At 73.9% G+C, this 23,545-nt stretch carries 19 protein-coding genes and 1 pseudogene; 15 read left to right on the top strand and 5 right to left on the bottom strand.

The window, feature by feature from the left end; genetic code table 11:
• The first annotated feature begins 294 nt into the window (after positions 1–294).
• Genes ACZ6ZN_RS05780 through ACZ6ZN_RS05795 form a run of 4 tightly spaced genes read left to right on the top strand, consistent with a single transcriptional unit; the run spans position 295 to position 6,186 of the window.
• Positions 295–3,057 (top strand): SpoIIE family protein phosphatase, encoded by a 2,763-nt coding sequence (locus ACZ6ZN_RS05780; RefSeq protein ID WP_469643323.1) that lies wholly within the window; start codon positions 295–297, stop codon positions 3,055–3,057.
• The gene (locus ACZ6ZN_RS05785; RefSeq protein ID WP_469643978.1) at positions 3,054–4,133 is read left to right on the top strand and encodes a sugar ABC transporter substrate-binding protein; all 1,080 of its coding nucleotides are present in this window, start codon (positions 3,054–3,056) and stop codon (positions 4,131–4,133) included. The genes ACZ6ZN_RS05780 and ACZ6ZN_RS05785 overlap by 4 nt, the downstream gene beginning before the upstream one ends.
• 14 nt (positions 4,134–4,147) lie before the next feature.
• Complete coding sequence (locus tag ACZ6ZN_RS05790) at positions 4,148–4,927, top strand: ATP-binding cassette domain-containing protein (RefSeq protein ID WP_398109746.1); 780 nt, start codon at positions 4,148–4,150, stop codon at positions 4,925–4,927.
• Positions 4,924–6,186, top strand: a complete 1,263-nt coding sequence (locus ACZ6ZN_RS05795) for a sugar ABC transporter permease (protein WP_451878773.1) — start codon at positions 4,924–4,926, stop codon at positions 6,184–6,186. The genes ACZ6ZN_RS05790 and ACZ6ZN_RS05795 overlap by 4 nt, the downstream gene beginning before the upstream one ends.
• 108 nt (positions 6,187–6,294) lie before the next feature.
• Here the strand turns inward: ACZ6ZN_RS05795 and ACZ6ZN_RS05800 are convergent, their stop codons facing one another.
• The gene (locus ACZ6ZN_RS05800; RefSeq protein ID WP_469643327.1) at positions 6,295–9,144 is read right to left on the bottom strand and encodes an aconitate hydratase; all 2,850 of its coding nucleotides are present in this window, start codon (positions 9,142–9,144) and stop codon (positions 6,295–6,297) included.
• A 319-nt stretch (positions 9,145–9,463) separates the two neighbouring features.
• On the opposite strand from ACZ6ZN_RS05800, the gene ACZ6ZN_RS05805 reads away from it, so the two are divergent.
• From ACZ6ZN_RS05805 to ACZ6ZN_RS05855, 11 genes and pseudogenes are all read left to right on the top strand, one after another.
• Positions 9,464–9,664 carry a DUF4236 domain-containing protein gene (locus tag ACZ6ZN_RS05805; RefSeq protein ID WP_398109749.1) on the top strand — a complete coding sequence of 67 codons (201 nt, stop codon included), beginning with the start codon at positions 9,464–9,466 and terminating at the stop codon, positions 9,662–9,664.
• A gap of 83 nt (positions 9,665–9,747) precedes the next feature.
• A complete protein-coding gene (locus ACZ6ZN_RS05810; protein ID WP_398109750.1) occupies positions 9,748–11,277 on the top strand; it encodes a helix-turn-helix domain-containing protein in 1,530 nt (509 codons plus the stop codon).
• A gap of 290 nt (positions 11,278–11,567) precedes the next feature.
• Positions 11,568–12,059: pseudogene (locus ACZ6ZN_RS05815) on the top strand (AMP-binding protein); the annotation flags it as partial.
• Positions 12,060–12,137: 78 nt separating this feature from the next.
• The gene (locus ACZ6ZN_RS05820; RefSeq protein ID WP_469643980.1) at positions 12,138–12,797 is read left to right on the top strand and encodes an acyl carrier protein; all 660 of its coding nucleotides are present in this window, start codon (positions 12,138–12,140) and stop codon (positions 12,795–12,797) included.
• Positions 12,798–12,927: 130 nt separating this feature from the next.
• Entirely contained in the window at positions 12,928–13,632 is a 705-nt protein-coding gene (gene gntA / locus ACZ6ZN_RS05825) for a guanitoxin biosynthesis heme-dependent pre-guanitoxin N-hydroxylase GntA (protein WP_469643330.1), read from the top strand.
• The gene (locus tag ACZ6ZN_RS05830; RefSeq protein WP_469643332.1) at positions 13,629–14,324 is read left to right on the top strand and encodes an MOSC domain-containing protein; all 696 of its coding nucleotides are present in this window, start codon (positions 13,629–13,631) and stop codon (positions 14,322–14,324) included. The genes gntA and ACZ6ZN_RS05830 overlap by 4 nt, the downstream gene beginning before the upstream one ends.
• A gap of 288 nt (positions 14,325–14,612) precedes the next feature.
• Complete coding sequence (locus ACZ6ZN_RS05835) at positions 14,613–16,109, top strand: type III PLP-dependent enzyme domain-containing protein (RefSeq protein WP_451878764.1); 1,497 nt, start codon at positions 14,613–14,615, stop codon at positions 16,107–16,109.
• A complete protein-coding gene (locus ACZ6ZN_RS05840) occupies positions 16,106–17,425 on the top strand; it encodes a pyridoxal-phosphate dependent enzyme (RefSeq protein WP_469643337.1) in 1,320 nt (439 codons plus the stop codon). The genes ACZ6ZN_RS05835 and ACZ6ZN_RS05840 overlap by 4 nt, the downstream gene beginning before the upstream one ends.
• Positions 17,426–17,427: 2 nt before the next feature.
• Entirely contained in the window at positions 17,428–18,624 is a 1,197-nt protein-coding gene (locus tag ACZ6ZN_RS05845) for an aminotransferase class V-fold PLP-dependent enzyme (RefSeq protein ID WP_451878762.1), read from the top strand.
• A gap of 91 nt (positions 18,625–18,715) precedes the next feature.
• A complete protein-coding gene (locus ACZ6ZN_RS05850) occupies positions 18,716–19,480 on the top strand; it encodes a class I SAM-dependent methyltransferase (RefSeq protein ID WP_469643341.1) in 765 nt (254 codons plus the stop codon).
• A 183-nt stretch (positions 19,481–19,663) separates the two neighbouring features.
• Complete coding sequence (locus ACZ6ZN_RS05855) at positions 19,664–19,963, top strand: hypothetical protein (protein WP_398109764.1); 300 nt, start codon at positions 19,664–19,666, stop codon at positions 19,961–19,963.
• Positions 19,964–20,007: 44 nt separating this feature from the next.
• Here ACZ6ZN_RS05855 and ACZ6ZN_RS05860 read toward each other — a convergent pair whose 3' ends face one another.
• The 4 genes from ACZ6ZN_RS05860 to ACZ6ZN_RS05875 form a co-directional block, all read right to left on the bottom strand.
• The gene (locus ACZ6ZN_RS05860) at positions 20,008–20,661 is read right to left on the bottom strand and encodes an ABC transporter ATP-binding protein (RefSeq protein ID WP_451878759.1); all 654 of its coding nucleotides are present in this window, start codon (positions 20,659–20,661) and stop codon (positions 20,008–20,010) included.
• On the bottom strand, positions 20,654–21,583 hold the full coding sequence (locus ACZ6ZN_RS05865; protein WP_469643982.1) for an ABC transporter ATP-binding protein: 930 nt from the start codon (positions 21,581–21,583) through the stop codon (positions 20,654–20,656). Before ACZ6ZN_RS05865 ends, ACZ6ZN_RS05860 begins: the two co-directional genes overlap by 8 nt.
• 86 nt (positions 21,584–21,669) lie before the next feature.
• Complete coding sequence (locus ACZ6ZN_RS05870) at positions 21,670–22,569, bottom strand: ABC transporter permease (protein WP_469643344.1); 900 nt, start codon at positions 22,567–22,569, stop codon at positions 21,670–21,672.
• A complete protein-coding gene (locus ACZ6ZN_RS05875; RefSeq protein WP_469643984.1) occupies positions 22,559–23,527 on the bottom strand; it encodes an ABC transporter permease in 969 nt (322 codons plus the stop codon). Before ACZ6ZN_RS05875 ends, ACZ6ZN_RS05870 begins: the two co-directional genes overlap by 11 nt.
• Positions 23,528–23,545 lie beyond the last annotated feature (18 nt).

Raw genomic sequence — 23,545 nt, forward strand, 5'->3', positions numbered from 1 at the left:
GCCCGGCCCTGCCGCCTCCGGCGGCACCGAGCCCCGGCCGGCGCGTAGTCCCGGCCGGCGCTGAGTCCCGGTCACGCCGCGGATGAGCCACCTCGCCCCATATGTCGGTGTTCTTCAGGTATGCGATTCTGAGGTGTGGGTGCCCTGCCGCTCATGCGCGGCGTGGATCCGTCGTGGGAGGCGCGGTCCGGCGCCGCCGGTCCCGGTCCCGTGTCGTGTCCGCGTCGGCTCCGCCGGAGTCCCGGGACTCCCACCCGCCGGTGGCCGCGGCACGGACGGGAGGTGGCGGCGCACATGCCCCAGGACGGCGACGCCCGCTCCGCGCCCCCCGGCGGACAGCCGCCGGGCGACGGCGGGACCGGCACGCCCCGCCCCTCGGCAGACGGGGGCGGCGGCCCGTCCGGCCACCCCCGCCCGTCCGGTCCGGCATGCGGGTCGGCCGCCGGAGGACGGGTCCGGGCGTTCGCCGGTGTGACCCTGGCGGCCGTGTTCGTGCGCACGGAGAGCGGGGCCGGGCTCCGGGCGGTGGAGTGGGCCGGGGATGAGCCGGACCGGTACGGGATCGCGCGTGACGTGCGGCTTCCCGATCAGCTGCGGGGGTCGCCCGGCGGGGGCCGGGGCGGGGCGAGCGGGCCGGGAGCGCGTGCGCCGGAAGCCCTGGTCGTCGACGCCTATCTGCGCGGGCGGCCCCTGTGGCGTGAGGGGGCGGGGGGCACGGAGGAGGGCGGAGCCCCCTCCCCGCCCCTCGGGGCGCTGCCGCTGGGGGCGGCGGGTGGGTGGCTGGGGTGTCTGCTGCTGGTGGGCGAGACCGGGGAGGGGTTCGGGGCCGAGCAGCGCGAGTTCCTGGAGCGGTACGCCGAGGCCGTCGCCGGGCGGCTGCGGGGCGAGGCCGACCGGTCGGCGCCCAGCCCCCTGCTGGACTCGGCGCTGCGTGCGATGGGCGTGGGGTCGTTCGCGCTGACACCCGGCACGGGGCTGGTCGAGACGGACCCGGCCCTGCTCGAACTGCTCGGCATCCCGGACGGCGCGTTCGACGGCAAGAGCGACACCCTGCTCGCGTGCAGCGTCCCGGAGGACGTCCCCGCCCTGCTGTCGGTCATCGAACCGTCGGCGCAGGCGCCGGGCCGCCGTGAGCTGGAGTTCCGTATCCGGCGGCCCACCGGCGAACTGTGCTGGCTGCGGCTGGAGTGCCGGGTGCGCAAGGGGGCCGAGGGCGTCCCGGAGCGGGTGCTGGGGGTGGTGAGCGCGGCGCCCGTCCTGCGCCGGGGCGCCGGCGACGTGGCCCGGCTCCAGTGGCTGACGGCCGCGCTCGACGACGCGACGACCGTGCGGGACGTCAGCCGTGTCGTCGTCGCCGCGCTGCGCGAGCCGCTGGGCGCCGATCGCATCGCGCTCGCCGAGCTGCTGGAGGACCGGCTCGCCGTCACCGTCCTCGATCCGCCGGGGCCCGCTGCCTGGCCGCAGCTGTGGCGCACCGAGTGGCGCTCGGAGTGGCCGGACGCGCCCGTCGGTGCCCTGCCCACGCTCCAGGCGGCGCTGCGCGACGGGCGGATGAGCCTGTGGCCGGCCGGCGCGGCGCTGGAACCGGGGCTCACGGGCATCGGCCCGGGCGGCCTCGCGGTGCTGCCGCTGCCGGCCCGCAACCGGGTGGCGGGTGTGTGCCTCGTCGGCTGGGACGCACCGCACGAGTTCGCCCCCGACGAGCGGGCCCTGCTCACCGCCACGGCAGGGCTGGTCGGGCAGGCTCTGAAACGCGCCCACGCCTACGACGCCGAGCAGGAGCTGGCGACGATGCTCCAGCGCAGCCTGCTGCCCCGCCGCCTCCCCCGGCTGCCCGGCGGCGTCGCCGTGGCCCGCTACCTGCCCGCCCGGCGGGGGTTGCAGGTGGGCGGCGACTGGTACGACGTGATCGCCCTGTCGGAGGCGAAGGTGGCCCTGGTCATCGGGGACGTGCAGGGCCACAGCGCCGCGGCCGCGACCATCATGGGCCAGATGCGCACCGCGGTCCGCGCCTACGCCGTCGAGGGCCATCCGCCGGACGTGGTCGTCGCGCACGCGAACCGGCTGCTCGTCGGCATGGAGACCGACCTGTTCGCCACGTGCTGCTACGTCGAGCTGGATCTGGAGGAGGGCGACGCGCTGTTCGTGCGGGCCGGGCACCTGGCCCCCCTCGTGCGGCATCCCGACGGCGGCACCGAGGAGATCGCGGTCGAGGGCGGGCTCCCGCTGGGCGTCCTCGCCGACGCGGACTTCCCGCTCACCGCGCGGGCGCTGGCCCCGGGTTCGGTGCTCGCGCTGGTGACGGACGGCCTGGTGGAGTCGGCCGACCTCCAGGTGGACGAGGGCATGCGGCTCGTGCGCGAGACGCTCGCCGCGGCCGATCCGGGCGACCCGGGGCGGATGGCCGACGAACTGCTCGGTGAGGAGGGCCGCCGCGAGGACGACGTGGCGTTGCTGCTCCTGCGCTACGACGGCATGCGCGTGCGCCCGGTGCGGGCGGGGTGGGTGGTGTGGCGGCTGCCGGACGCGGTGATGCACGCCCGCCGGTTCAGCGCGCGCACCCTGCGCTCGTGGGGCGTGGTCGAGGAGGCCGACACCGTGCTGCTGGTGGTGTCGGAACTGGTGACCAACGCGCTGGTGCACACGCAGGGCGCCGTCCGCGTGGACCTGACCCTGGCGGCGGACCGGCTGCGGGTGACGGTGAGCGACTCCTCGCCGCGCGCACCGGCCAAGCCGGTCGTCGTGGACTGGGAGTCGACGGGCGGCCGGGGCCTGTTCCTCGTCGAGGCGGTGTCGGCGGCCTGGGGCTCGGTGCCGGTCGGCGGCGGCAAGCAGGTGTGGAGCGAGCTGGTGGTCGACCGGGCCGAGCCGGATCCGGAACCCGGTGCGGACGAGGAGCCGGAGGCCGGGCCGCGGGAGGGGGCGGACGGGGGCCGCGGGCGGGGCTGGGGCATGGGCCGCGCCCGGAACCGGGGGCGGGGCCGGGACGCCGGGCGGGCGCGGCTGCGCAGGCCGGGGCGGGAGGAGCGGGGGCCCGGTGAGGCGGGCCCGTGGTGAGGGGGCGTGCGTGGCGTGCGGCCGTCGCCCTGCTGGCGGTGCTGCTGGCGGTGTCCCTCGCCGGGTGCTCGGAGGACGGGGGCGGCGGCGAGGGACTCTCGGTCGGGGTGCTGCTGCCGAGCCGGGCGGTGCCGCGCTGGGAGCACGCCGACAAGCCGTTGCTGGAGAAGCGGCTGAAGGAGCTGTGCCCCGACTGCACGGTGATGCACGCCAACGCCGAGAACGACGCGGCCAGGCAGCGGCAGCAGATGGCCGCCATGCTCACTCGGGGTGTCTCGGTGCTGATCCTGGACGTCGTCGACCCGGGCGCCCTGCGCTCGTCGGTCCGTCAGGCGCGGCGCGAGGGCGTCCCCGTGGTCGCCTACGACCGGCTCGCGGAGGGCCCCATCTCCGGCTTCGTCAGCTTCGACGGCGGCACGGTCGGCCGGCTCCAGGGCGAGGCCCTGTTGCAGGGCATGGGCGCACGGGGCGTCGGCGGCGGTGTCGTGATGATGAACGGCGACCCCTCCAGCCCCAACGCCGCCTGGTACGAGGCGGGCGCCTCGGCCGTGCTGCGGGACCGGGTCCGCGTCCTCGGGTCGTACGACATCCTGGGCTGGCGTGCGGAGAACGCGCACGACCGGATGTCGGCCGCCATCCGTGCCCTGGGCCCGGACCGGATCGACGGGGTGCTCGCGGCCAACGACTCCATCGCCGCCGGTGTCGTCTCCGCTCTCAAGAGCGCCCGCGTCACACCGCTGCCGCCGGTCACCGGCCAGGACGCCGACCTGGACGCGGTGCGGCGCATCGTGCGGGGTGAGCAGTACATGACCGTCTACAAGCCGTTCCGCAAGGAGACCGAGGCGGCCGCCGCCATGGCCGTGGCCCTGGCACGCGGCAACGACCTGGACGCCCTCGTGAGGACGAGCGTGGACAGCCCCACGACGAAGGACGTCCCGGCCCTGCTGCTCCGGCCGGTGCCGGTGACGCGGGAGAACATCGGCCGGACCCTCGTCCGGGACGGTGTGTACACCGTCGACCAGGTCTGCACCGCGGAACTCCGGTCCGCCTGTGCCCGGATCGGGCTCACCGAGTGAGGGAGGTGGTCCCCGTGGCTCGTCCCCCGGTGCTGGTGCTGCGCGGCGTCTGCAAGCGGTTCGGCGGCGTGCAGGCGCTGGTGGACGTGGACCTCAGGGTCCGGGCCGGCGAGGTCGTGGCGCTCGCGGGCGACAACGGCGCGGGCAAGTCCACGCTGGTCAAGGTGGTCTCCGGGGTCGGCCCGGCCGACCGGGGCGTGATCGAGTGGGAGGGGCGCCCGGTGCAGATCAGACGCCCCCACGACGCCCACGCCCTGGGCATCGCGACCGTCTACCAGGACCTGGCCATGTGCGACAACCTGGACGTGGTGGGCAATCTCTTCCTCGGCCGGGAGATCTCCCGGGCGGGCATCCTCGACGAGGTGGAGATGGAGCGCCGCGCCCGTGATCTGATGCGCGCGCTGTCGATCCGCGTCCCCGACGTACGGGCGCCCGTGGCGACGCTGTCGGCCGGGCAGCGCCAGGCGGTCGCGATTTCCCGCTCGCTCATGGGCTCGCCCAGGGTGCTGCTGCTCGACGAGCCGACCGCGGCGCTCGGCATGGAGCAGACGAGTCATCTGCTGGACCTCGTCGAGGAGGTCCGGGACCGCGGGCTCGGGATCATCCTGATCAGTCACAACATGGGCGACATCAAGGCCGTCGCCGACCGCGTGGCGGTGCTCCGGCTGGGCCGCAACAACGGCCTGTTCGACGTGAGCACCGTGACGCAGGAGCAGATCATCTCCTCGGTGACCGGCGCCGCGGACAACGCCGTCGCCCACCGTGCGAAGGGCGGCGGGGAGGCGTGGCCGTGAGCCGGGACGGCCCGTCCCCGGGGCCGGTCACCACCGGTCCGCGGCCGGCGGCGCGCGCCCGGCGGGACGGTCTGCGAGCGTACGCCGCCCGGGTGCTGGGCGGTGTGCGGGACGGCGAGCGGGGGCCGCTGCTGGTCGTCGCCGGGCTGATCGTGATCTGTGCCGTGTTCCAGGCGCTGGACGACAAGTTCCTCTCGCCGCGCAACCTGTCCAACATCGGCGTGGACGTCGTCGGGACGGGTCTGGTGGCCGTGGGCATCGTGTTCGTGCTGCTGATCCGCGAGATCGATCTGTCGGTGGGGTCGGTCAGCGGGCTGGCGGGAGCCGCGTTCGCCGTGCTGAACGTGAACCAGGGTGTGCCGGAGTGGCTGGCCGTGGTGGTGGCGGTGGCCGTGGGCACGGCCGTGGGCGCCTTCCACGGCGCGTTCTTCGCCTGGGTCGGCGTGCCCGCGTTCGTGGTGACGCTGGCGGGGCTGCTGGTGTGGAACGGGCTGACGCTGTACCTGCTCGGCGCGAGCGGCACGATCAACATCGACGAGGAGGGGCTGGTCGCCTCGCTGACCGGCAGGCACTTCGGCAACGACCTGGCGGCGTACGCGGTCGCGGCGCTCGGCACGGGCGGGTACCTGCTGGCCGCGGGCCGCAGGCGCAGCCGGCACCGGGCCGCCGGGATGCCGTACCGGCCGTGGGGCGGTGTCTGGCTGCGGACGGCGCTGCTGGCCGTGGTGTCCTTCGCCGCGGCCCACACGCTCAACCGCTTCCAGGGGCTGCCGCTGGCGCTGCTGATCTTCCTGGTGGTCCTGGTGGTGTCGGACTACGTGCTGCGCCGCACCCGCTGGGGACGCCGGGTGTACGCGCTGGGGGGCGGTGTGGAGGCGGCGCGCCGGGCGGGCGTCGGGGTGGACCGGGTGCGGATCGCGATGTTCATGGTGTCGGGGACGCTGGCCGCGGTGGGCGGGCTGTTCGTGGCGTCGGGCCTGACCTCGGCGAGTCCGACGACCGCGCGTGCCGCCGGTTCCGGGGTGCTGCTGGTCAACGCGATCGCGGCGGCCGTGATCGGCGGGACCAGCCTGTTCGGCGGGCGGGGGTCGCCCTGGTCGGTGCTGCTGGGCGTCCTGGTCATCCAGTCCCTCGCCTCGGGGATGGCGCTGCTGGGGGTCGAGGACGCGGTGCAGTTCATGATCACGGGCGGGGTGCTGCTGGCCGCCGTGGCGGTGGACGCCCTGTCCCGGCGCTCCCGGGCCCGGGACCGCCCCTGACCGTCCGCGGCGCACCCCGTGACTTTCCGGCGCCGCACCCCGGGGAACGGCGAGGGCCGCGCCCCCGGTCACCCGGGGACGCGGCCCTGCGCCGCACTGCGGTGCGGCCTACTTGCGGATCAGGCTGCGCAGCACGTACTGCATGATGCCGCCGTTGCGGTAGTAGTCCGCCTCACCCGGGGTGTCGATGCGGACGACCGCGTCGAACTCGACGCCGGTGTCGGTGGTGACCTTCACCGTGCGCGGGGTGGTGCCGTCGTTCAGCTCGGTGACGCCGGTGATGGAGAAGGTCTCCTCGCCGGTCAGGCCGAGGGACTCGGCGGTCTGCCCCTCGGGGAACTGCAGCGGCAGCACGCCCATGCCGATGAGGTTCGAGCGGTGGATGCGCTCGTACGACTCGGCGATGACGGCCTTGACGCCGAGGAGCGCGGTGCCCTTGGCCGCCCAGTCGCGGGACGAGCCGGAGCCGTACTCCTTGCCGGCCAGGACGACCAGCGGGATGCCGGCGGCCTGGTAGTTCTGCGAGGCGTCGTAGATGAACGACACCGGCGCGTCGGCCTGCGTGAAGTCGCGGGTGTAGCCGCCCTCGGTGCCCGGCGCGATCTGGTTGCGCAGGCGGATGTTGGCGAACGTGCCGCGGATCATGACCTCGTGGTTGCCGCGGCGCGAGCCGTAGCTGTTGAAGTCGCGGCGCTCGACGCCGTGCTCCGTGAGGTACTTGCCGGCCGGGGTGTCGGCCTTGATGGCACCGGCCGGGGAGATGTGGTCGGTGGTGACCGAGTCGCCCAGCTTGGCGAGCACCCGGGCGCCGGAGATGTCGGAGACCGGGGTGGTCACCATCGTCATGCCCTCGAAGTACGGGGGCTTGCGCACGTAGGTGGACTCGCCGTCCCACTCGAAGGTGTCGCCGGTCGGGATCGGCAGCGCCTGCCACTGGGCGTCGCCCGCGAAGACGTCCGAGTAGGACTTGGCGAACATGTCCTCGCCGATGGCGTTGGCGACGACGTCGTTCACCTCGGCCTCGGAGGGCCAGATGTCCTTCAGGAAGACCGGGTTGCCGTCCTGGTCGGTGCCCAGGGCGTCCTTGGTGATGTCCACCTTCATGGAGCCGGCGAGCGCGTAGGCGACGACCAGCGGCGGGGACGCCAGGTAGTTCATCTTGACGTCGGGGTTGATGCGGCCCTCGAAGTTCCGGTTGCCGGAGAGGACCGAGGTGACGGCGAGGTCGTTGTCGTTGACGGCCTTGGAGACCTCCTCCGGCAGCGGGCCGGAGTTGCCGATGCAGGTGGTGCAGCCGTAGCCGACGAGGTTGAAGCCGACCTTGTCGAGGTAGGGGGTCAGGCCCGCCTTCTCGAAGTAGTCGGTGACGACCTTGGAGCCCGGGGCGAGGGTGGTCTTGACCCAGGGCTTGCGGGTCAGGCCCTTCTCCACCGCCTTCTTGGCCACCAGGGCGGCGGCGACCATGACGTACGGGTTGGAGGTGTTGGTGCAGGAGGTGATGGCCGCGACCGTCACCGCGCCGTGGTCCAGCTCGTAGGAGGAGCCGTCGGGGGCCGTGACGCGCACCGGGTTGGACGGGCCGGAGCCGGCGACGACGGCGGAGTGCTGCGGGGCACCGGCGCCGTTGTCGTCGCTGCCGTAGGCCGGGGCGTCGGAGGCCGGGAAGGACTCGGCGGACGCCTCGTCGACCGGGGACTGCACGCCGTGCGGCTGCTCCTGCTGCGGGACGCCCGCCTTGCGGTCGTCGCCGCCCGTGACGCCGGCGTCGACGTAGTTGAGCACGTCGGCGCCGAACTGCTCGGCCGCGCGGGACAGCTCGATGCGGTCCTGCGGGCGCTTGGGGCCGGCGATGGAGGGGACGACCGTGGACAGGTCGAGCTCCAGCTTCTCGGAGAAGTCCGGCTCGGCCTTCGGGTCCAGCCAGAGGCCCTGCTCCTTGGCGTACGCCTCGACGAGCGCGACCTGCTGCTCGGAACGGCCGGTCAGCTTCAGGTAGTTCAGGGTCTCGTCGTCGATCGGGAAGATCGCGGCGGTGGAGCCGAACTCCGGCGACATGTTGCCGATGGTGGCGCGGTTGGCCAGGGAGGTCGCGGCCACGCCCTCGCCGTAGAACTCGACGAACTTGCCGACCACGCCGTGCTTGCGCAGCATCTCGGTGATGGTGAGCACCAGGTCGGTGGCGGTGGTGCCGGGCTGGAGCTCGCCGGTGAGCTTGAAGCCGACGACGCGCGGGATGAGCATGGAGACCGGCTGGCCGAGCATGGCGGCCTCGGCCTCGATGCCGCCGACGCCCCAGCCGAGCACGCCGAGGCCGTTGACCATGGTGGTGTGCGAGTCGGTGCCGACCAGGGTGTCCGGGTAGGCCTTGCCGTCGCGGACCATCACGACGCGCGCCAGGTGCTCGATGTTCACCTGGTGCACGATGCCGGTGCCCGGCGGGACGACCTTGAACTCGTCGAAGGCGGTCTGGCCCCAGCGCAGGAACTGGTAGCGCTCCTTGTTGCGGCCGTACTCCAGGTCGACGTTCACCTTGAACGCGTCGTTGGTGCCGAACTTGTCGGCGATGACGGAGTGGTCGATGACCAGCTCGGCCGGGGCCAGCGGGTTGATCTTCGCCGGGTCGCCGCCCAGCTCCTTGACGGCCTCACGCATGGTGGCGAGGTCCACGACACAGGGCACGCCGGTGAAGTCCTGCATGATCACGCGGGCCGGCGTGAACTGGATCTCCTGGCTGGGCTGGGCCTGCGAGTCCCATCCGCCGAGAGCGCGGATGTGGTCGGCGGTGATGTTCGCGCCGTCCTCGGTGCGGAGCAGGTTCTCCAGCAGGACCTTGAGGCTGTAGGGAAGGCGGGCCGAGCCCTCCACCTTGTCCAGCCGGAAGATCTCGTACGACTCGTCGCCCACCTGCAGCGTGCTGCGGGCGTCGAAGCTGTTCGCCGACACGACAGTCTCCTTCATTGATGTGCGCGTACCACCACGATCCTGCCGCCACGGCATCTCGACCGATCCGCTAAGGTAAGGCTAAGTTAGGTAACCCTTACCGAGTGGCGGCGTGCGGTGCTTCTCGGCAGATATCTCGATGTCGAGATAACTCTAGTACACGAGGGCCGGAGCGTCATGCCCGGACTGCATGAGATGTGCGGCGGACTCCATGCGATGTGCCGCGGACTCCATGAGATGTGCGGCGAGGTCCGATCCCGCCTGCCATCCATCCGGGAACCCGGGGTAAGCGAACGGAACCGGGAAGGGCCCGGTGAACACCGGAAGGAGGCCCTGAATGCCCCTCACGTTCCGCAAGAGTTTCCGGATTCTTCCGGGGGTGCGGCTGAACATCAACAAGCGCTCCTGGTCCATCACCACCGGCGGCGGCAAGAACGGCCCGCGCTACACCCGCAGCAGCACGGGACGCCGTACGACGTCGATGGATCTGCCCGGACCCTTCGGATGGCGGCGCACCACCCGCACGTCGCGACGCTGAGGCTGCCGGGCGGGGTTGACGGTTCATCACCCGAACGGCCCCCCGGGCGGGCGCCATCTCATATCTGAGATAACCTCAACCCCATGGCAGACGACTACCTCGTACGCATCGGCAAGCTCATCCGTGACGCCCGGCAGCACCGGGGCTGGACCCAGTCGCAGCTGGCGGAGGCGCTCGGCACCAGCCAGAGCGCGGTCAACCGGATCGAGCGCGGCAATCAGAACATCAGCCTTGAGATGATCGCGCGGATCGGGGAAGCCCTCGACAGCGAGATCGTGTCCCTCGGCTACGCCGGTCCGATGCATCTGCGGGTCGTCGGCGGGCGGCGCCTGTCCGGTGCCATCGACGTGAAGACGAGCAAGAACGCGTGCGTGGCGCTGCTGTGCGCCTCCCTGCTCAACCAGGGGCGCACGGTGCTGCGCCGCGTCGCCCGCATCGAGGAGGTCTACCGCCTGCTGGAGGTGCTGGCGTCCATCGGCGTGCGCGCCCGCTGGATCAACGACGGCGTCGACCTGGAGATCGTGCCGCCGGCCGAGCTGAACCTCGCGTCGATCGACGCGGACGCGGCCCGCCGCACGCGCTCGATCATCATGTTCCTCGGCCCGCTGCTGCACCGCGCGGACCACTTCAAGCTGCCCTACGCCGGCGGCTGCGACCTCGGCACCCGCACGATCGAGCCGCACATGATCGCGCTGCGCCGCTTCGGCCTGGACATCGCCGCGACCGAGGGGCAGTACCACGCGCAGGTGGACCGCTCGACCGTCCCGGACCGGCCCATCGTGCTGACCGAGCGCGGCGACACGGTGACCGAGAACGCGCTGCTGGCGGCCGCCCGGCACGACGGCACCACCGTCATCCGCAACGCCTCCTCCAACTACATGGTCCAGGACCTGTGCTTCTTCCTGGAGGCGCTGGGCGTCAAGGTCGACGGCATCGGCACCACCACGCTCACCGTGCACGGCGTGCCCACCATCGACGTCGACGTGGACTACTCCCCCTCCGAGGACCCGGTCGAGGCGATGAGCCTGGTGGCCGCGGCCGTCGTGACGGAGTCGGAGCTGACGGTGCGCCGCGTGCCCATCGAGTTCCTGGAGATCGAGCTGGCGGTCCTGGAGGAGATGGGGCTCGACCACGACCGCACGCCGGAGTACTTCGCCGACAACGGCCGCACCCGGCTGGTGGACCTCACCGTCCGGCCCTCCAAGCTGGAGGCGCCGATCGACAAGATCCACCCCATGCCGTTCCCCGGCCTGAACATCGACAACGTCCCGTTCTTCGCGGCCATCGCCGCGGTCGCCCAGGGCAAGACCCTCATCCACGACTGGGTCTACGACAACCGCGCGATCTACCTCACCGACCTGAACCGCCTCGGCGGCCGGCTGCAGTTGCTGGACCCCCACCGGGTGCTGGTCGAGGGCCCGACCCGCTGGCGCGCCGCCGAGATGATGTGCCCACCGGCCCTGCGCCCCGCGGTGGTCGTCCTGCTGGCGATGATGGCGGCCGAGGGCACGTCGGTGCTGCGCAACGTGTACGTCATCAACCGAGGGTACGAGGACCTGGCGGAGCGGCTGAACTCGATCGGGGCGCAGATCGAGACGTTCCGGGACATCTGACCGGACAGAACCGCGGCACCTTCTCGCCCCCTGCCCGCCCGCCCGCGGGCAGGGGGTGAGAAGCGGTGCTTTCAGACATCCGCGGCACCTCCGACCGGACGGCGGACGCTCACCCGGAATCGCACCCCCTCCCACCGCACCACCGGTGCCTCCCACCGCACCACCGGTGTCACGGACTGCGTGAACGACTTCGGTGGTCCAGCGAATTCAGCCACTGAGCGCAGCACCCGGGGCGCGTCCGGCCTTCCTCAGGACATTGCCGACCGCCGTCCGCAACCGGCTTCGACGTCGCCCAGGAGGAGATCTGGCCGACGCTCGCCGTCGGAGGCACGGTGGCCTTCCTGAACACCCCGGACCGTGCCCTGAGCCCGGCGGAGCTCGCCCGCCGGGTGCGGGACCTGGGCGTGACCGTGCTCCAGCTGCCCACCGCGTACTGGCGCCTGCTCTGCGCCCAGATGCAGGGGCGGGACGGCACCGGCCCCTCCTTCGAGGGCGTGCGCACCGTCGTCATCGGCGGCGAGGCGGCGGTCACGAAGGACGTGCGGGCGCACCGCGACGGTCCGCTGGGCCACAGCACGCTGGTCAACGGCTACGGCCCGACCGAGACGGTGGTGACCTGCACGGCCTTCGTCCTGCGGCCGGACGAGCCGGTCCCGGCGACGACCGGGCTGCCCATCGGCGGGCCGGTGGGCGCCCGCCGGCTGTACGTCCTGGACGCAGACGGGCGCCCCTGTGAGGACGGCAGCCCCGGTGAGCTGTGGGTCGGCGGGAGTCCGCTCGCCCACGGGTACCTCGACGACCCGACGCGCACGGCGGAGCGCTTCCGTCCCGACCCGTTCACCGCGGTGGCCGACGCGCGGATGTACCGCACCGGGGACCAGGTCGTACGCCACGCCGAGGGTGCCCTGGAGTTCCTGGGCCGTCTGGACAACCAGGTCAAGGTTCGTGGCTACCGGATCGAACTCGACGACGTGGACCGGCACTTGACCGCCACACCGGGCGTCACCGGCGCCGCCGCCGTGGCGCTCGACGACGGGACCGGGACCGGCGGGCGCGTCCTGGCCGCCGCGCTCTCGGTGACCACGGGTGGCCCGACGGCCGAGCAGATACGCGAGGACCTGCGCGGACGCGTGCCCTCTCACCTGGTCCCGGGTCTGATACGGGTCCACGACCGGCTCCCGCTGACCGGCTCCGGCAAGATCGACCGCCGCGCCGTGGCGGCGCTCCTCACGCAGGAGTACGCGGCGCCCGTGCCGCAGACGCCCCCCGCCTCCGGTGCGGCCCGGGACGGCTCGGCGGGGCAGGACGACCCACTCGCCCTGCTGCTGGACCTGGTGCGGGCCCAGCTCCGCATCCCCGCCTTCGGGCCCGACGACGACTTCCTGGCCCAGGGCGGCGACTCGCTCGCCGCCCTGCGGGTGAGCTCCGCGATGCGGGAACGCGGGTGGCGCCTGCGGCCGTCGGACCTGCTGACGGCGCGCGACGCACGCTCCGCCGCGGCCAGTGTCGTGCGGTGCTGAACAGGACGCGGTGCCGGTCGACGAGCGGCAGCCGCACGAGCGCCTCGGCACACCCCGGCAGATCACAGCCCGCCACACCTAAGCGCGGCGCAGAAGAGCACGTTGACCGACACACCGAGGGAGAGGTTCGATGACAGCCGTGCCCGTCCATGACCAGTTGGCGGCCTGGATAGAGAGCGAGGAGTTCTCCTGCCTGGGGGCGAAGTCGGCCCTGCGCCGCGGGAGCCTGCGTCAGGTCCACGTGGGTGCCATGGGCACCGGGAGTGCGACGACGGCGCTCCACGACGCCCTCACGGAGTTCGTTTCGCGCGACCTGGCCCCCGAGCAGAACTTCGCCACCGTCGTCGCGGTCTTCGACGGGCCGCTGGGGCTCACGGAGCCGGACTTCCACACCCTGCTGTGGCGGCAGCTGACCGAGCTGCACGCCGTGGACGCCGAGCGCGGTTTCGCCTGGGCGGAGGGTGCGGATCCGGATCCCGCCTCCCCGCGGTTCGGTTTCAGCGTGGCAGGACACCCGTTCTTCATCGTGGGCCTGCACGAGAACGCGTCGCGGGTCACGCGCCGCTTCCCGTTCCCCGCGATGGCGTTCAACTCCCACCACCAGTTCAAGCGCCTGGTGGACAACGGCGTCTACCAGGGCCTGCAGCACCGCATCCGTGAGCGCGACATGCGCCTGCAGGGTTCCATCAACCCCAACCTCGCCGAGTTCGGCGAGGCCTCCGAGGCGCGCCAGTACTCCGGTATGCGGACGGACGCGCACTGGCGCTGCCCGTTCGCCCCCGAGGCCGGTCCGACCGCGGGCGCGCAGCCGGTCACGCGGCGGCCCGACGCGTGAGCGGTGCGCACGGCTCCGTGCTCAGCGTCAACGTCGGCCGGGCCCGCGCGGTGGCCTTCACGGACGCTCCGGGTGGCGCGACCGGAATCGACAAGCGGCCGGTCGACGGGCCGGTCCGGGTGGCCCCCGCGGGGCCACCCGGCCTCGCGGGCGGCGGGGTCCGTGGTGACACGGTCTGCGACCTGCGCTTCCACGGCGGTGCCGATCGCGCCGTGTACGCCTTCGCCCGCGAGGACCTGGACGGCTGGCAGCGGGAGCTGGGACGGGTCCTGGGCAACGGTTCCTTCGGCGAGAACCTGACGGTCGTCGGCATGGACCTGCGCGACGCGCTGGTCGGGGAACGGTGGCGGGTCGGTCGCTCCACCGTCCTGGAGGTGACCGGCGGACGCATCCCCTGCCGTACCTTCGCCGGCTGGCTCGGCGAGAAGGGCTGGGTGCGCCGTTTCACGCAGGCGGCGTCGCCGGGCGCCATGCTCCGCGTCATCGAGGCAGGCGACATCCGCGCGGGCGACCGCATCACCCTCGTGCACCGCCCGGACCACGACGTCACCGTCTCCCGTCTGTTCCGCGCGGTGACGCTGAAGCGGGCCATGCTGCCGGACGTACTGGTCGCCGCCCCCTGGATGGAGCGCGAGCAACGGGAGATCGCTCAGCGGTACACCGCCAAGTACCGCGCCGGCAAGGGCCGGTGACCCGCCGCCGGCCAGCGGCCTCGCCCGGCCGGACGACCGCCCCGGGACCCGTCCGGCGTGGGCGACCGGCTGCACGGGGTGCCCCTCCGGGCGGTGGGGGCGCGCAGTGGGCGCCCGGCGCGCGCCGCCCCCGGGCGTCGTGATCCGCTTCGCACCGGCCGCGGGAGGGGCCCCGGCCTTGCAGGGCGTAAAGCGACCGGGGAATGGATAGGGGTCATACGGCGACACACGGGGAGTGTCCGACGTGCCCGGACATCGGGCCCAGCGGCTTCAGGGGAGGGAGCGCGCATGGACGGCCGGCCGTTGTACGTCGAACCACCGCCGGAGCCCTTGTACCTCGCACCACGGCTGGAGCCGCGGCTCCGGTCGCTCATGGCGGCGCACGGGACGCTGCACACGCTCGCCGACGCGTTCGGCTCGCCCCTGCACGTCGTGGTGCCCGACCAGATCGCGGAGAACGTGGAGGGCTTCCGGTCGGTGTACCGGGCGCACCGGCTGCCGGGGCAGATCTTCTACGCCCACAAGGCCAGCCGCTCCAGCGCCCTGCTGCGGCGGCTCGCGGCGACGGACGCGGGCGTGGACGTCGCCTCGCTCGGCGAGCTGCAGCACGCGCTCGGGGCCGGGTTCGACGCGCGGCGGATCACGGCCACGGGCCCCAAGAACCCCGAGTTCCTGTGGCTGGCGGCCCGTACGGGCGTCACCGTCAGCGCCGACTCCGCCGCCGAGCTGGAGCAGGTGGCGGCGCTGGTGCGCAAGCACGCCCTGCCGCCGGTGCCCGTGCTGCTGAGACTGTCGGGGTTCGAGGCCCCGGGGGTGCGGGTACTGAGCCGCCGCAGTCGTTTCGGCACGCCCGTCCGGGAGTTGGCGCTGCTGCTGGAGACGGTCGAGCGGCACGGCGACGCGATGGAGGCGACCGGGGTGGCCTTCCACCTCGACACCACGAGCGTCGCGGAGAAGGCCGTCGCCCTGGAGGGGTGCCTGGCGGCGCTGGAGGCGTTCCGCAGCCGGGGGCTGCGGCCCCGCGCGGTCGACATCGGCGGCGGGTTCGGCGTCAGCTACCTCGCCGAGCGGGAGCAGTGGGAGGCGTACACGACGGAGCTCACCGCGGCCGTCCTGGGCCGCCGCCCGCCGCTGGCCTGGGGCGGTCACGGGTACGGGCTGCGCGAGGAGTCCGGCACCCTGCGCGGCACGCTCGGTCTGTACCCGGCGTACCGGCCCGTCGCGGGCGCGGCCTACCTCGACGAACTGCTCGGCCGGCCCGCCGCCGCGCTGGGCGGCCGGCCGCTGGCCTCGCTGCTGCTGGAGCACCTGTACGACCTGCACACCGAGCCCGGCCGGGCCCTGCTCGACCAGTGCGGGCTGACGCTGGCGCGCGTGCTGGAGGTGCGCGCCCAGGACGGCGGCGGCCCGCTGCTCGTCCGGCTGGCCGCGAAGGCGGACGACATCGCCCTGGAGGACCACGGCGTGCTGGTGGACCCGGTCGTCGTCCCCCGGGGCGCCGCCGGAGCCGCCGGGGAGCGGCCCGTCGCCGTCCACCTCTTCGGGAGTCTGTGTCTGGAGTCGGATCTGATCACCCGGCGCACGGTCTTCCTGCCGCGCCGTCCCGAGCCGGGTGACCTGCTGGCCTTCGCCAACACCGCCGGATACGCGATGGACTTCCACGCCACCGGCGCCCAACTGCAGCCCGCCGCACGGAAGGTCGCCGCCTGGCAGGACGGCGACCACTGGCGGTGGTGTCTCGACGAGCAGTTCTGGCCGACCACGCCCTCGGGGGGAGTCCTGTGAGGTACGACAGCATCACCGAGGCGATAGGCAACACGCCGCTGGTGCGGATCGACCCGGCCGTGCACGGGCTGCGCCACATCGACCTGTACGCCAAGCTCGAGATGCTCAACCCCTTCGGCTCGGTGAAGGACCGGGCCGCCTGGAGCATGGCGGAGCCGCTGCTGGCCGAGGCGGCCCAACGGGGCAGCCAGGTGGTGGAGTTGTCCAGCGGCAACACGGCGAAGGCCCTGGCGGTCATCGCGGGCATGCACGGGCTGGGTTTCCGGAGCGTGACCAACCGCATGCGGGTGCCGGAGATCAGGGACCTCCTGCTGCTGCTCGGGGCGCGGATCGAGGAACTGCCCGGCCAGAGCGAGTGCCTGGACCCGACCGCCGCGGACGACCCGCTGACGCAGTTCCACCGGACCCTGTCCGCCTCGGGCGACTCGTACCTGCACACCGACCAGTACTTCAACGCGCGCAACACCGAGGCGCATCTCACCGGCACCGGCCCCGAGATCGTGAAGGACCTGGACGGCAGGGTCCCGGACTGGTTCGTCGCCTGCGTGGGCACGGCGGGCTCGTCCACGGGCGTCGCCCGGGCGCTGCGCGCGGAGGACCCGTCGGTGCGCGTGGTCGGCCTGGTCGCGGCCAAGTCCGACTTCATCCCCGGCATCCGCACCATCGACGAGGTGCAGGAGGTCGGCCTGTTCGACCCGGACACCTACGACACGATGGACTCGGTGACGGCGGACGAGGCCATCGAGGGGATGCTCACGCTCAACCGCCGCTGCGGCATCCTGGGCGGCCCCACCGGTGGCGCGGCCTACTTCGGCGCCGTCCGCCACCTGCGCGCCCTGGACGACGAGCAGGCCGGGCGGCGGACCGCGGTGTTCATCGTCTGCGACCGCGTGGAGAGCTACGTCGGCTACGTCCGGGAGCGCCGCCCGGACCTGCTGGGCCGGCCGGCCCGGAGGAACGCGGCGGAGGACCTGACCGAGGCCGAGGTCGCCGGGGCGGCGACGGTCACCGTGGACGAGGCGCGGCGCTGGATCGGGACCGGTGCGCCGCTCGTCGTGGACCTGCGCAGCCCCTTCGCCTACGCGGCGCTGCACATCGACGGATCGGTGAACATCGTCGACGAGCTGTTCGCCGAACTCGCCCGCGGTGGCCTGCCGTTCAGCCGGAGCCGCCCGGTCCTGCTGGCCTGTCCGGTCGGTGAGCAGTCCGCCCGGTACGCGGCGCTGCTGACCCGCATGGGCCACCCGGACGTGCGCAGCCTGGCCGGCGGCATCATCGCCTGGCGGGACGCGGGCGCGCCCCTGGTGCGGGACTGACCATGACGGCACCCACCACGGGCGAGGACCTGCACGCGTGGCAGCGGGAGCTGCGTGCCCAGTTCCCCCTCGTCGCCGGGCACCCGGAGCTGGCGTACCTGGACAGCGCGGCCACCTCGCAGAAGCCGCAGGCCGTGCTGGACGCGGTGCAGACGTACCTGACCACGTCGAACGCCAACGCCGCGCGCGGCACCTACACCTGGGCCAACCGGACGACGGACCTGGTGGAGCGCACCCGGGAGCGGGTCGGGCGGTTTCTCGGGGACACCCGTCCGGGGCGTTCCGGCGTGCACTTCACCAGCGGCACGACCGAGGGGCTGCGCACGATCGCACGGGACTGGCTGCCCGGATTCCTGCGCGACGGGGACGAGATCGTCGTGCCCGGGGCCGACCACCGGGCCAACATCGAGCCATGGCTGGAGGCCCGGCGGCAACTGGCCCGCGAAGGAGTACGGGTGCGGGTCGTGCCGATGCCGTACCAGAGCGGCTCGTGGGACTACGACCACCGCGCGCTGGCCGAACGGGTGGGGCCGCGCACCCGGTTCGTCGCGGCCACCCACGTGCACCACGTGTACGGCGGTGACATGAACGTGCAGCGCATCCGCCGGGCGGTCGGCCCGGAGGCGGTGATCTGCCTCGACGCGGCCCAGGGGGTGGGCCATGTGCCGCTGTCCGTGGACGACCTGGACGTGGACTTCGTGGTCTTCTCCGGGCACAAGACGCTGGCGCTGCCGGGTACCGGGGCGGTGTGGGCGCGGCAGGAGCGCGGGCCGCGGTTCACGCCCGGCGGGTGGGGCGGCACGCCGAACACGGTGGGCATCGCCTCCCTGGAGGCGGCCCTGGACTGGCTGGACGCCGCCGGGGTGGAGCGCGTGGAGCGCTGGACGGTCGGCCTGGCCGCCCGACTCACCGAGGGTCTGCGCGGCCTGGACGCCTACGAGGTGCTGGGCTGCCCGCTGAGTCTGGCCGCGGACTCGGCGGTGCAGCGACGGCGGGGCATCGTGACCCTGCGGCACCGGGGTGTCGACTCGGGTGATCTGGGCTTCGTCCTGTTCAGCCACGGCTTCATGGTCCGCTCCGACCACCTCTGCCAGGGCGACGCCGGCGAGCGGACCGGTTCGGTCCGGGTGAGTCTGCACGTGTACAACACCGTGGAGGAGATCGACCGGTTGCTGTCCGTTCTCGCCTCACTCGCCTGATGGCGGCGGCAGTGCGTAATGGGAACCGTTTCCACCTGTAGGCTCGGGTCCGCAAGGGTCGGGTGCGAGGCGGCTAGGTGGCGCGAGGCGGATGGGGCTGAGTCTGGCGACGGCACAGCGGTGGGTGGAGCGGTGGGAGCTCCAGCAGCAGCGCTACGCCGTCGACCGCGAGGAGCGGTTCACCGTGATCTCCGACGTCGTCGAGCACGCGACGGCGGGCCGGACGGCCCGGCCCCTGGTCGTGGACCTGGGCTGCGGCCCGGGGTCGCTGGCCGCACGGCTGGTCCGGCGGCTGCCGGCGGCCGAGGTGGTCGCCGTGGACCGCGATCCGCTGCTGCTGGAGCTGGGCCGCACCCACCACCCGGACGCGGCCCGCTACGTGGACGCGGAGATCGGCGCGCCCGGCTGGCTCGGGGCTCTGGAGCTGGACCGGCCCCTGGACGCGGCCGTGTCCACCACGGCCCTGCACTACCTCGACCGGGAGACCCTGTCCGCCGTGTACCGGCAGCTCGCCGCGGCGCTGCGGCCCGGGGGCGTCCTGGTCAACGGCGACCACCTGCCCCAGGGCGTGGGGGCTCCGGCCGCGATCGCCGCGCACGTCGGGCGATGCCGTGCCGTGCGCGAGCGGGTGTTCGCCCAGGAGGACTGGGACTCCTGGTGGGCCGCCGCCGCCCGCGACCCGGAGCTGACGGACCTGCTGGCCGACCGCGACCGAAGCGAGGGGTCGGCCGGCACCGGCGCCCCCGCCGGGCTCTCGCTCCCCGCCCACCTGGACCTGCTGCGGCAGGCCGGTTTCGGCACGGTGGGCGTGGTCTGGCAGTACGGCGACAGCTGCGTGGTCGTGGCGGTGCGCTGACCGCGCCGGCCCGGTCACCCGTCCGCACTCCCCCGCACCCCGGTCACCCGTCCGCACTCCCCCGAACGGTGCACGGCGGCCCGCCGCCGGGACAATCGAGACGGAAGCCGCTATAGGTCGAGGTCGCCGAAGAGCCCCCGCGTCCGCCGGGTCCGGCCCGGCGCACAGGCAAGGAGCACCGCCATGACCACCGCTGAGCACCGCACCCACCAGGACCACGCCCACGCCCACGGCGACGACTGCGGTCACCTCGCCTTCCCGCACGGCGACCACACCGACTACGCCCACGACGGCCACATCCACCGGATGCACGAAGGCCACGCCGACGAGTGCGGCGCCGACGGCCACACCGTGCACCACAACCACGACCACCAGCACGGCGACCGTTGCGGCCACCAGGCCGTACGGCACGGCGACCACACCGACTACGTGCACGACGGCCACCGGCACGCCGCCCACGAAGGCCACTGGGACGACCACTGACGGGCCGGCGTCCGCCCCGGCGGCGCACGCGAGCGCGCCGCCGCTCAGCCCAGGTCGTCCCAGTGGACCGTACGGTCGCACCAGCGCCGCAGCAGCGTGCGGTCGTGTCCCACCGCCAGCAGGGCGGCACCGGTCGCGGACCGGTACTCCTCGACCGCGGCGACCAGGGCGGCGGCCGTGGACGCGTCGAGCATCGCCGTCATCTCGTCGCAGACCAGCAGGCGCGGGCGCAGGGCCAGCGCCCGCGCCAGGCACGCCCGTTGCAGCTGCCCGTCGCTGACCTCGTGCGGCCGGCGGGTCAGCAGGTCGTCGGTGAGGCCGACGGCCGGGGCCAGCTCGGCGACCCGCCGCGCCGCCTGCCCGCCCCGGCCGGTGGCCCGCAGGGGCTCGGCGATCAGGTCGGCCAGCGGCAGCCGCGGGTCGGCGGAGAGCCTGGCCTGCTGGAAGACGACCCCGAAAGCGGTACGCAGCTCGCGCGGGGCGCGGTGGCGCCAGCGCCGGACGGGCGTGCCGTCGAGCAGGAGGGTGCCCGAGTCGGGGCGGTGCAGCAGCGCGGCGACACGGGCGAGGGTGGACTTGCCGCAGCCGCTCGGCCCGAGCAGGCCGACGGACTCCCCGGCCGCCACGGTCAGCGAGACGCCCCGGACGACCGGGGCGTGCCGGTCGTATCCGGCGGTGACGGAACGCAGTTCAAGCACGGACGTCCTCCGGCACGTACGGGTGGTGGCAGGCGACCGTGCCGGGCGGTGGAGTGCCGGTGGTGCAGGTGCCGGTGGCCCGGTCGCAGCGGGCGGCGAAGGCGCAGCCCGCGGGGAGGTCGCCGAGTTCGGGCGGCATGCCGGGGATCGGGGTGAAGGCCCGGTCCGGCAGGGCCCGCAGAAGGCCGCGGCTGTAGGGGTGGCGGGGGCCGGGCGATCCGAAGAAGTCGCGGGCGTCGGCCAGTTCGACGATCCGGCCCGCGTACATGACGGCGACCCGGTCGGCGATCCGCTCGGCGGCGGACAGGTCGTGGGTGATCATCAGCAGGGCGCGTCCGCCGCCGTCGGTCCCCGTGGGGTCGTCGACGTGCCGGCGCAGCTCGTCGACCGTACGGTCCACGAGGTCGCGGTCGAGTCCCGTGGTGGGTTCGTCGGCGAGCAGCAGGGGCGCGCCGCCCACCAGGGCGAGGGCGGTGGCGGCCCGCTGGGCCAGGCCGCCGGAGAGCTGGTGGGGGTGGCGGTCGAGGTGGCCGGCGGGGAAGGCGGCCCGTTCGGCGGCGGCCTCGGCGGCGGCGCGCAGGGCGGACCGGCCCCGGGTGGCGGTGAGGGCCGCGACCGTCTCCTCCAGCTGGGAGCGGACGGTGCGTACGGGGGTGAGGTGCGCGGCCGGGCTCTGCGGGACCAGGCCGATGAGCCGGCCGCGCACCCGGCGGGCCAGGACGCGTTCGCCGGCCGTGAGCAGGTCGAGGTCGCCCAGCAGGGCGGACCCGGCGGTCTGCGCGTTGCCGGGGAGCAGCCCGAGCAGCGCGGACGCCAGCACGGACTTGCCGCAGCCGCTCTCCCCGATGAGGGCGAGGCACTCCCCCGCGGCCACGTCGAAGCGGGCGTCGGTGACGGCGGCGACCCGGCGCCCGCCGGGCATCAGGAACCGCACGGACAGCCCCCGCACGGACAGCACGGGCGCCCGCCCGGCCCCGGAGTCCCGCCCGGCGGTGTCGGTCTCGGTGCTCACAGCATCAGCTCCGATCGGTGACGGGGGTTGATCCGCTCCCGCCAGGCCCCGGCGAGACCGGCGACGGCGAGGGTCGGGACGATGAGGAAGAGGCCCGGGAAGAGGGTGGGCCACCACTGGCCGGCGAGCAGCGAGCCGCGGGCGGTCTGGATCAGGGTGCCGAGGCTCGCGGTGTGGGTCGGCAGTCCCAGTCCGAGGAACGACAGGGCCGACTCGTGCCACATGGCGTGCGGCACCATCAGCACGGCGGCGAGGGCGGCCTGGGGCAGCACCGCCGGCAGCAGGTGCCGCACGGTCACCCGCCACCTCGACGCCCCGCCGGAGACGGCCGCGTCGATGTACGGCCGGGACCGCAGGGACAGCACCTCGGCGCGGACGATCCGGGCGGTGGACAGCCAGTGGGTGAGCGCCACGGAGATCACCACGGGCCACACCCCGGGCCGGAACATGGCGACCACGAAGATGCCGAGCAGCAGGTGCGGCACGGACGAGAACGTGTCGACCAGCCGCATCAGCGCCCTGTCGGCCCAGCCGCCCAGCGCCCCGGCGGCCGCGCCCACGGCCGTGCCGACGACGGTCGCCGTCAGGGCGGCCGCCACCCCGACGAGCAGGGAGACGCGCAGCCCGTACACGCAGCGCAGCAGCAGGTCCCGGCCGACGTCGTCGGTGCCGAAGGGGTGCGCCCACGACGGCGGTTGCAGCTTGGCGGCCAGGTCGACGGCCTGCTGGTCGAGCTGGACCAGCGGCGGGACGAGCAGCACGGCCAGCACGGTGAGGGCCACCAGCGCGGCGGAGGTGCGCACGCGCAGGGCGCGGGTGGAGCGGCGGCGCGGGCCGGACGACCGCCACTCGGTCCGCTCCGGGGTGCCTGCGGGCGCGGGCGCGTCACATGTCACTGAGCTTCACCCTCGGGTCGAACAGTCCGTACAGCAGGTCGGCGAGCAGGTTCCCGGCGAGCACGGCGGCGGTGGCCAGGGTCGTCAGGGCGGCGAGCAGCGGGAAGTCGACCGCGGTGGCCGCCTCGACGGTGGCGGCGGCGATGCCGGGCCAGCTGAAGACGCTCTCCACGAGCAGGGCCCCGGTGATGAGTTCGGGCACGCGGGAGCCGATGAGCGTGAGCACCGGCAGCAGCCCGGAGCGCAGGGCGTGGCCGAGCAGGACGGTGCGTTCGCTCAGGCCGCGGGCGCGGGCGCCGCGCACGGGGTCCTCGGCCAGGGCGTCGCCGACGCCCTGGCGCACGTACAGCGTGAACCAGGGCAGCTGCGACACCGCCAGGACCCCTGCGGGCAGGACGAGATGGCTCGCGACCTGGCCGGACGTGACCTGTTCGCTGCCGGTGTCGGTGAGTCCGCCGGCCGGCAGGACGTCCCACTGCAGGGCGAACAGCCAGACGGCCAGCAGGGCGATCCAGAAGACCGGGGCCGCCTCCAGGGTGTAGGCGAGGGAGGTGACGACCCGGTCGACGGCCGAGCCTGGGCGGCGTGCGGCGAGCACGCCGAGGACCGTGCCGGCGAGCACGGCGACGGCGAACGCGGCCGCGCACAGCAGCGCGGACCACACGAGCCGTTCGCCGATGACCTGGGTGACGGGCTGGCGCATGACGGTGGAGTGGCCGAAGTCGCCGCCGAGGGCGGAGGTCAGCCAGTGCCACCAGCGGGCGGCGAACGGCTCGTCCACCCCGAGGTTCTCGCGCAGCCGGTCCAGGGTCTGTCGGTCGGCGCCGAGCGCGGCGGTCCCGGCGTAGGCCTTGACGGGGTCGAACGGGGAGGCGGCGGCGATGGCGAACACGCCGAAGGTGACGACGAGCAGGACGGGGCCGGCGAACAGGGTCCGCCGCCCCGCCAGCCGCGCCATCGCGGCCCAGGGCAGGCG

This window comes from Streptomyces sp. NPDC053665 (assembly GCF_055585285.1).

What these genes read in the sequence shown, in the direction of transcription:
- ACZ6ZN_RS05875 (WP_469643984.1), bottom strand. Translation starts at nt 23,527, where the DNA reads ATGGCGCGGCTGGCGGGGCGGCGGACCCTGTTCGCCGGCCCCGTCCTG.
- ACZ6ZN_RS05800 (WP_469643327.1), bottom strand. Translation starts at nt 9,144, where the DNA reads ATGAAGGAGACTGTCGTGTCGGCGAACAGCTTCGACGCCCGCAGCACG.
- ACZ6ZN_RS05780 (WP_469643323.1), top strand. Translation starts at nt 295, where the DNA reads ATGCCCCAGGACGGCGACGCCCGCTCCGCGCCCCCCGGCGGACAGCCG.
- ACZ6ZN_RS05810 (WP_398109750.1), top strand. Translation starts at nt 9,748, where the DNA reads ATGGCAGACGACTACCTCGTACGCATCGGCAAGCTCATCCGTGACGCC.
- ACZ6ZN_RS05805 (WP_398109749.1), top strand. Translation starts at nt 9,464, where the DNA reads ATGCCCCTCACGTTCCGCAAGAGTTTCCGGATTCTTCCGGGGGTGCGG.
- ACZ6ZN_RS05855 (WP_398109764.1), top strand. Translation starts at nt 19,664, where the DNA reads ATGACCACCGCTGAGCACCGCACCCACCAGGACCACGCCCACGCCCAC.
- gntA (WP_469643330.1), top strand. Translation starts at nt 12,928, where the DNA reads ATGACAGCCGTGCCCGTCCATGACCAGTTGGCGGCCTGGATAGAGAGC.
- ACZ6ZN_RS05865 (WP_469643982.1), bottom strand. Translation starts at nt 21,583, where the DNA reads ATGCCCGGCGGGCGCCGGGTCGCCGCCGTCACCGACGCCCGCTTCGAC.
- ACZ6ZN_RS05835 (WP_451878764.1), top strand. Translation starts at nt 14,613, where the DNA reads ATGGACGGCCGGCCGTTGTACGTCGAACCACCGCCGGAGCCCTTGTAC.
- ACZ6ZN_RS05820 (WP_469643980.1), top strand. Translation starts at nt 12,138, where the DNA reads ATGTACCGCACCGGGGACCAGGTCGTACGCCACGCCGAGGGTGCCCTG.
- ACZ6ZN_RS05850 (WP_469643341.1), top strand. Translation starts at nt 18,716, where the DNA reads ATGGGGCTGAGTCTGGCGACGGCACAGCGGTGGGTGGAGCGGTGGGAG.
- ACZ6ZN_RS05845 (WP_451878762.1), top strand. Translation starts at nt 17,428, where the DNA reads ATGACGGCACCCACCACGGGCGAGGACCTGCACGCGTGGCAGCGGGAG.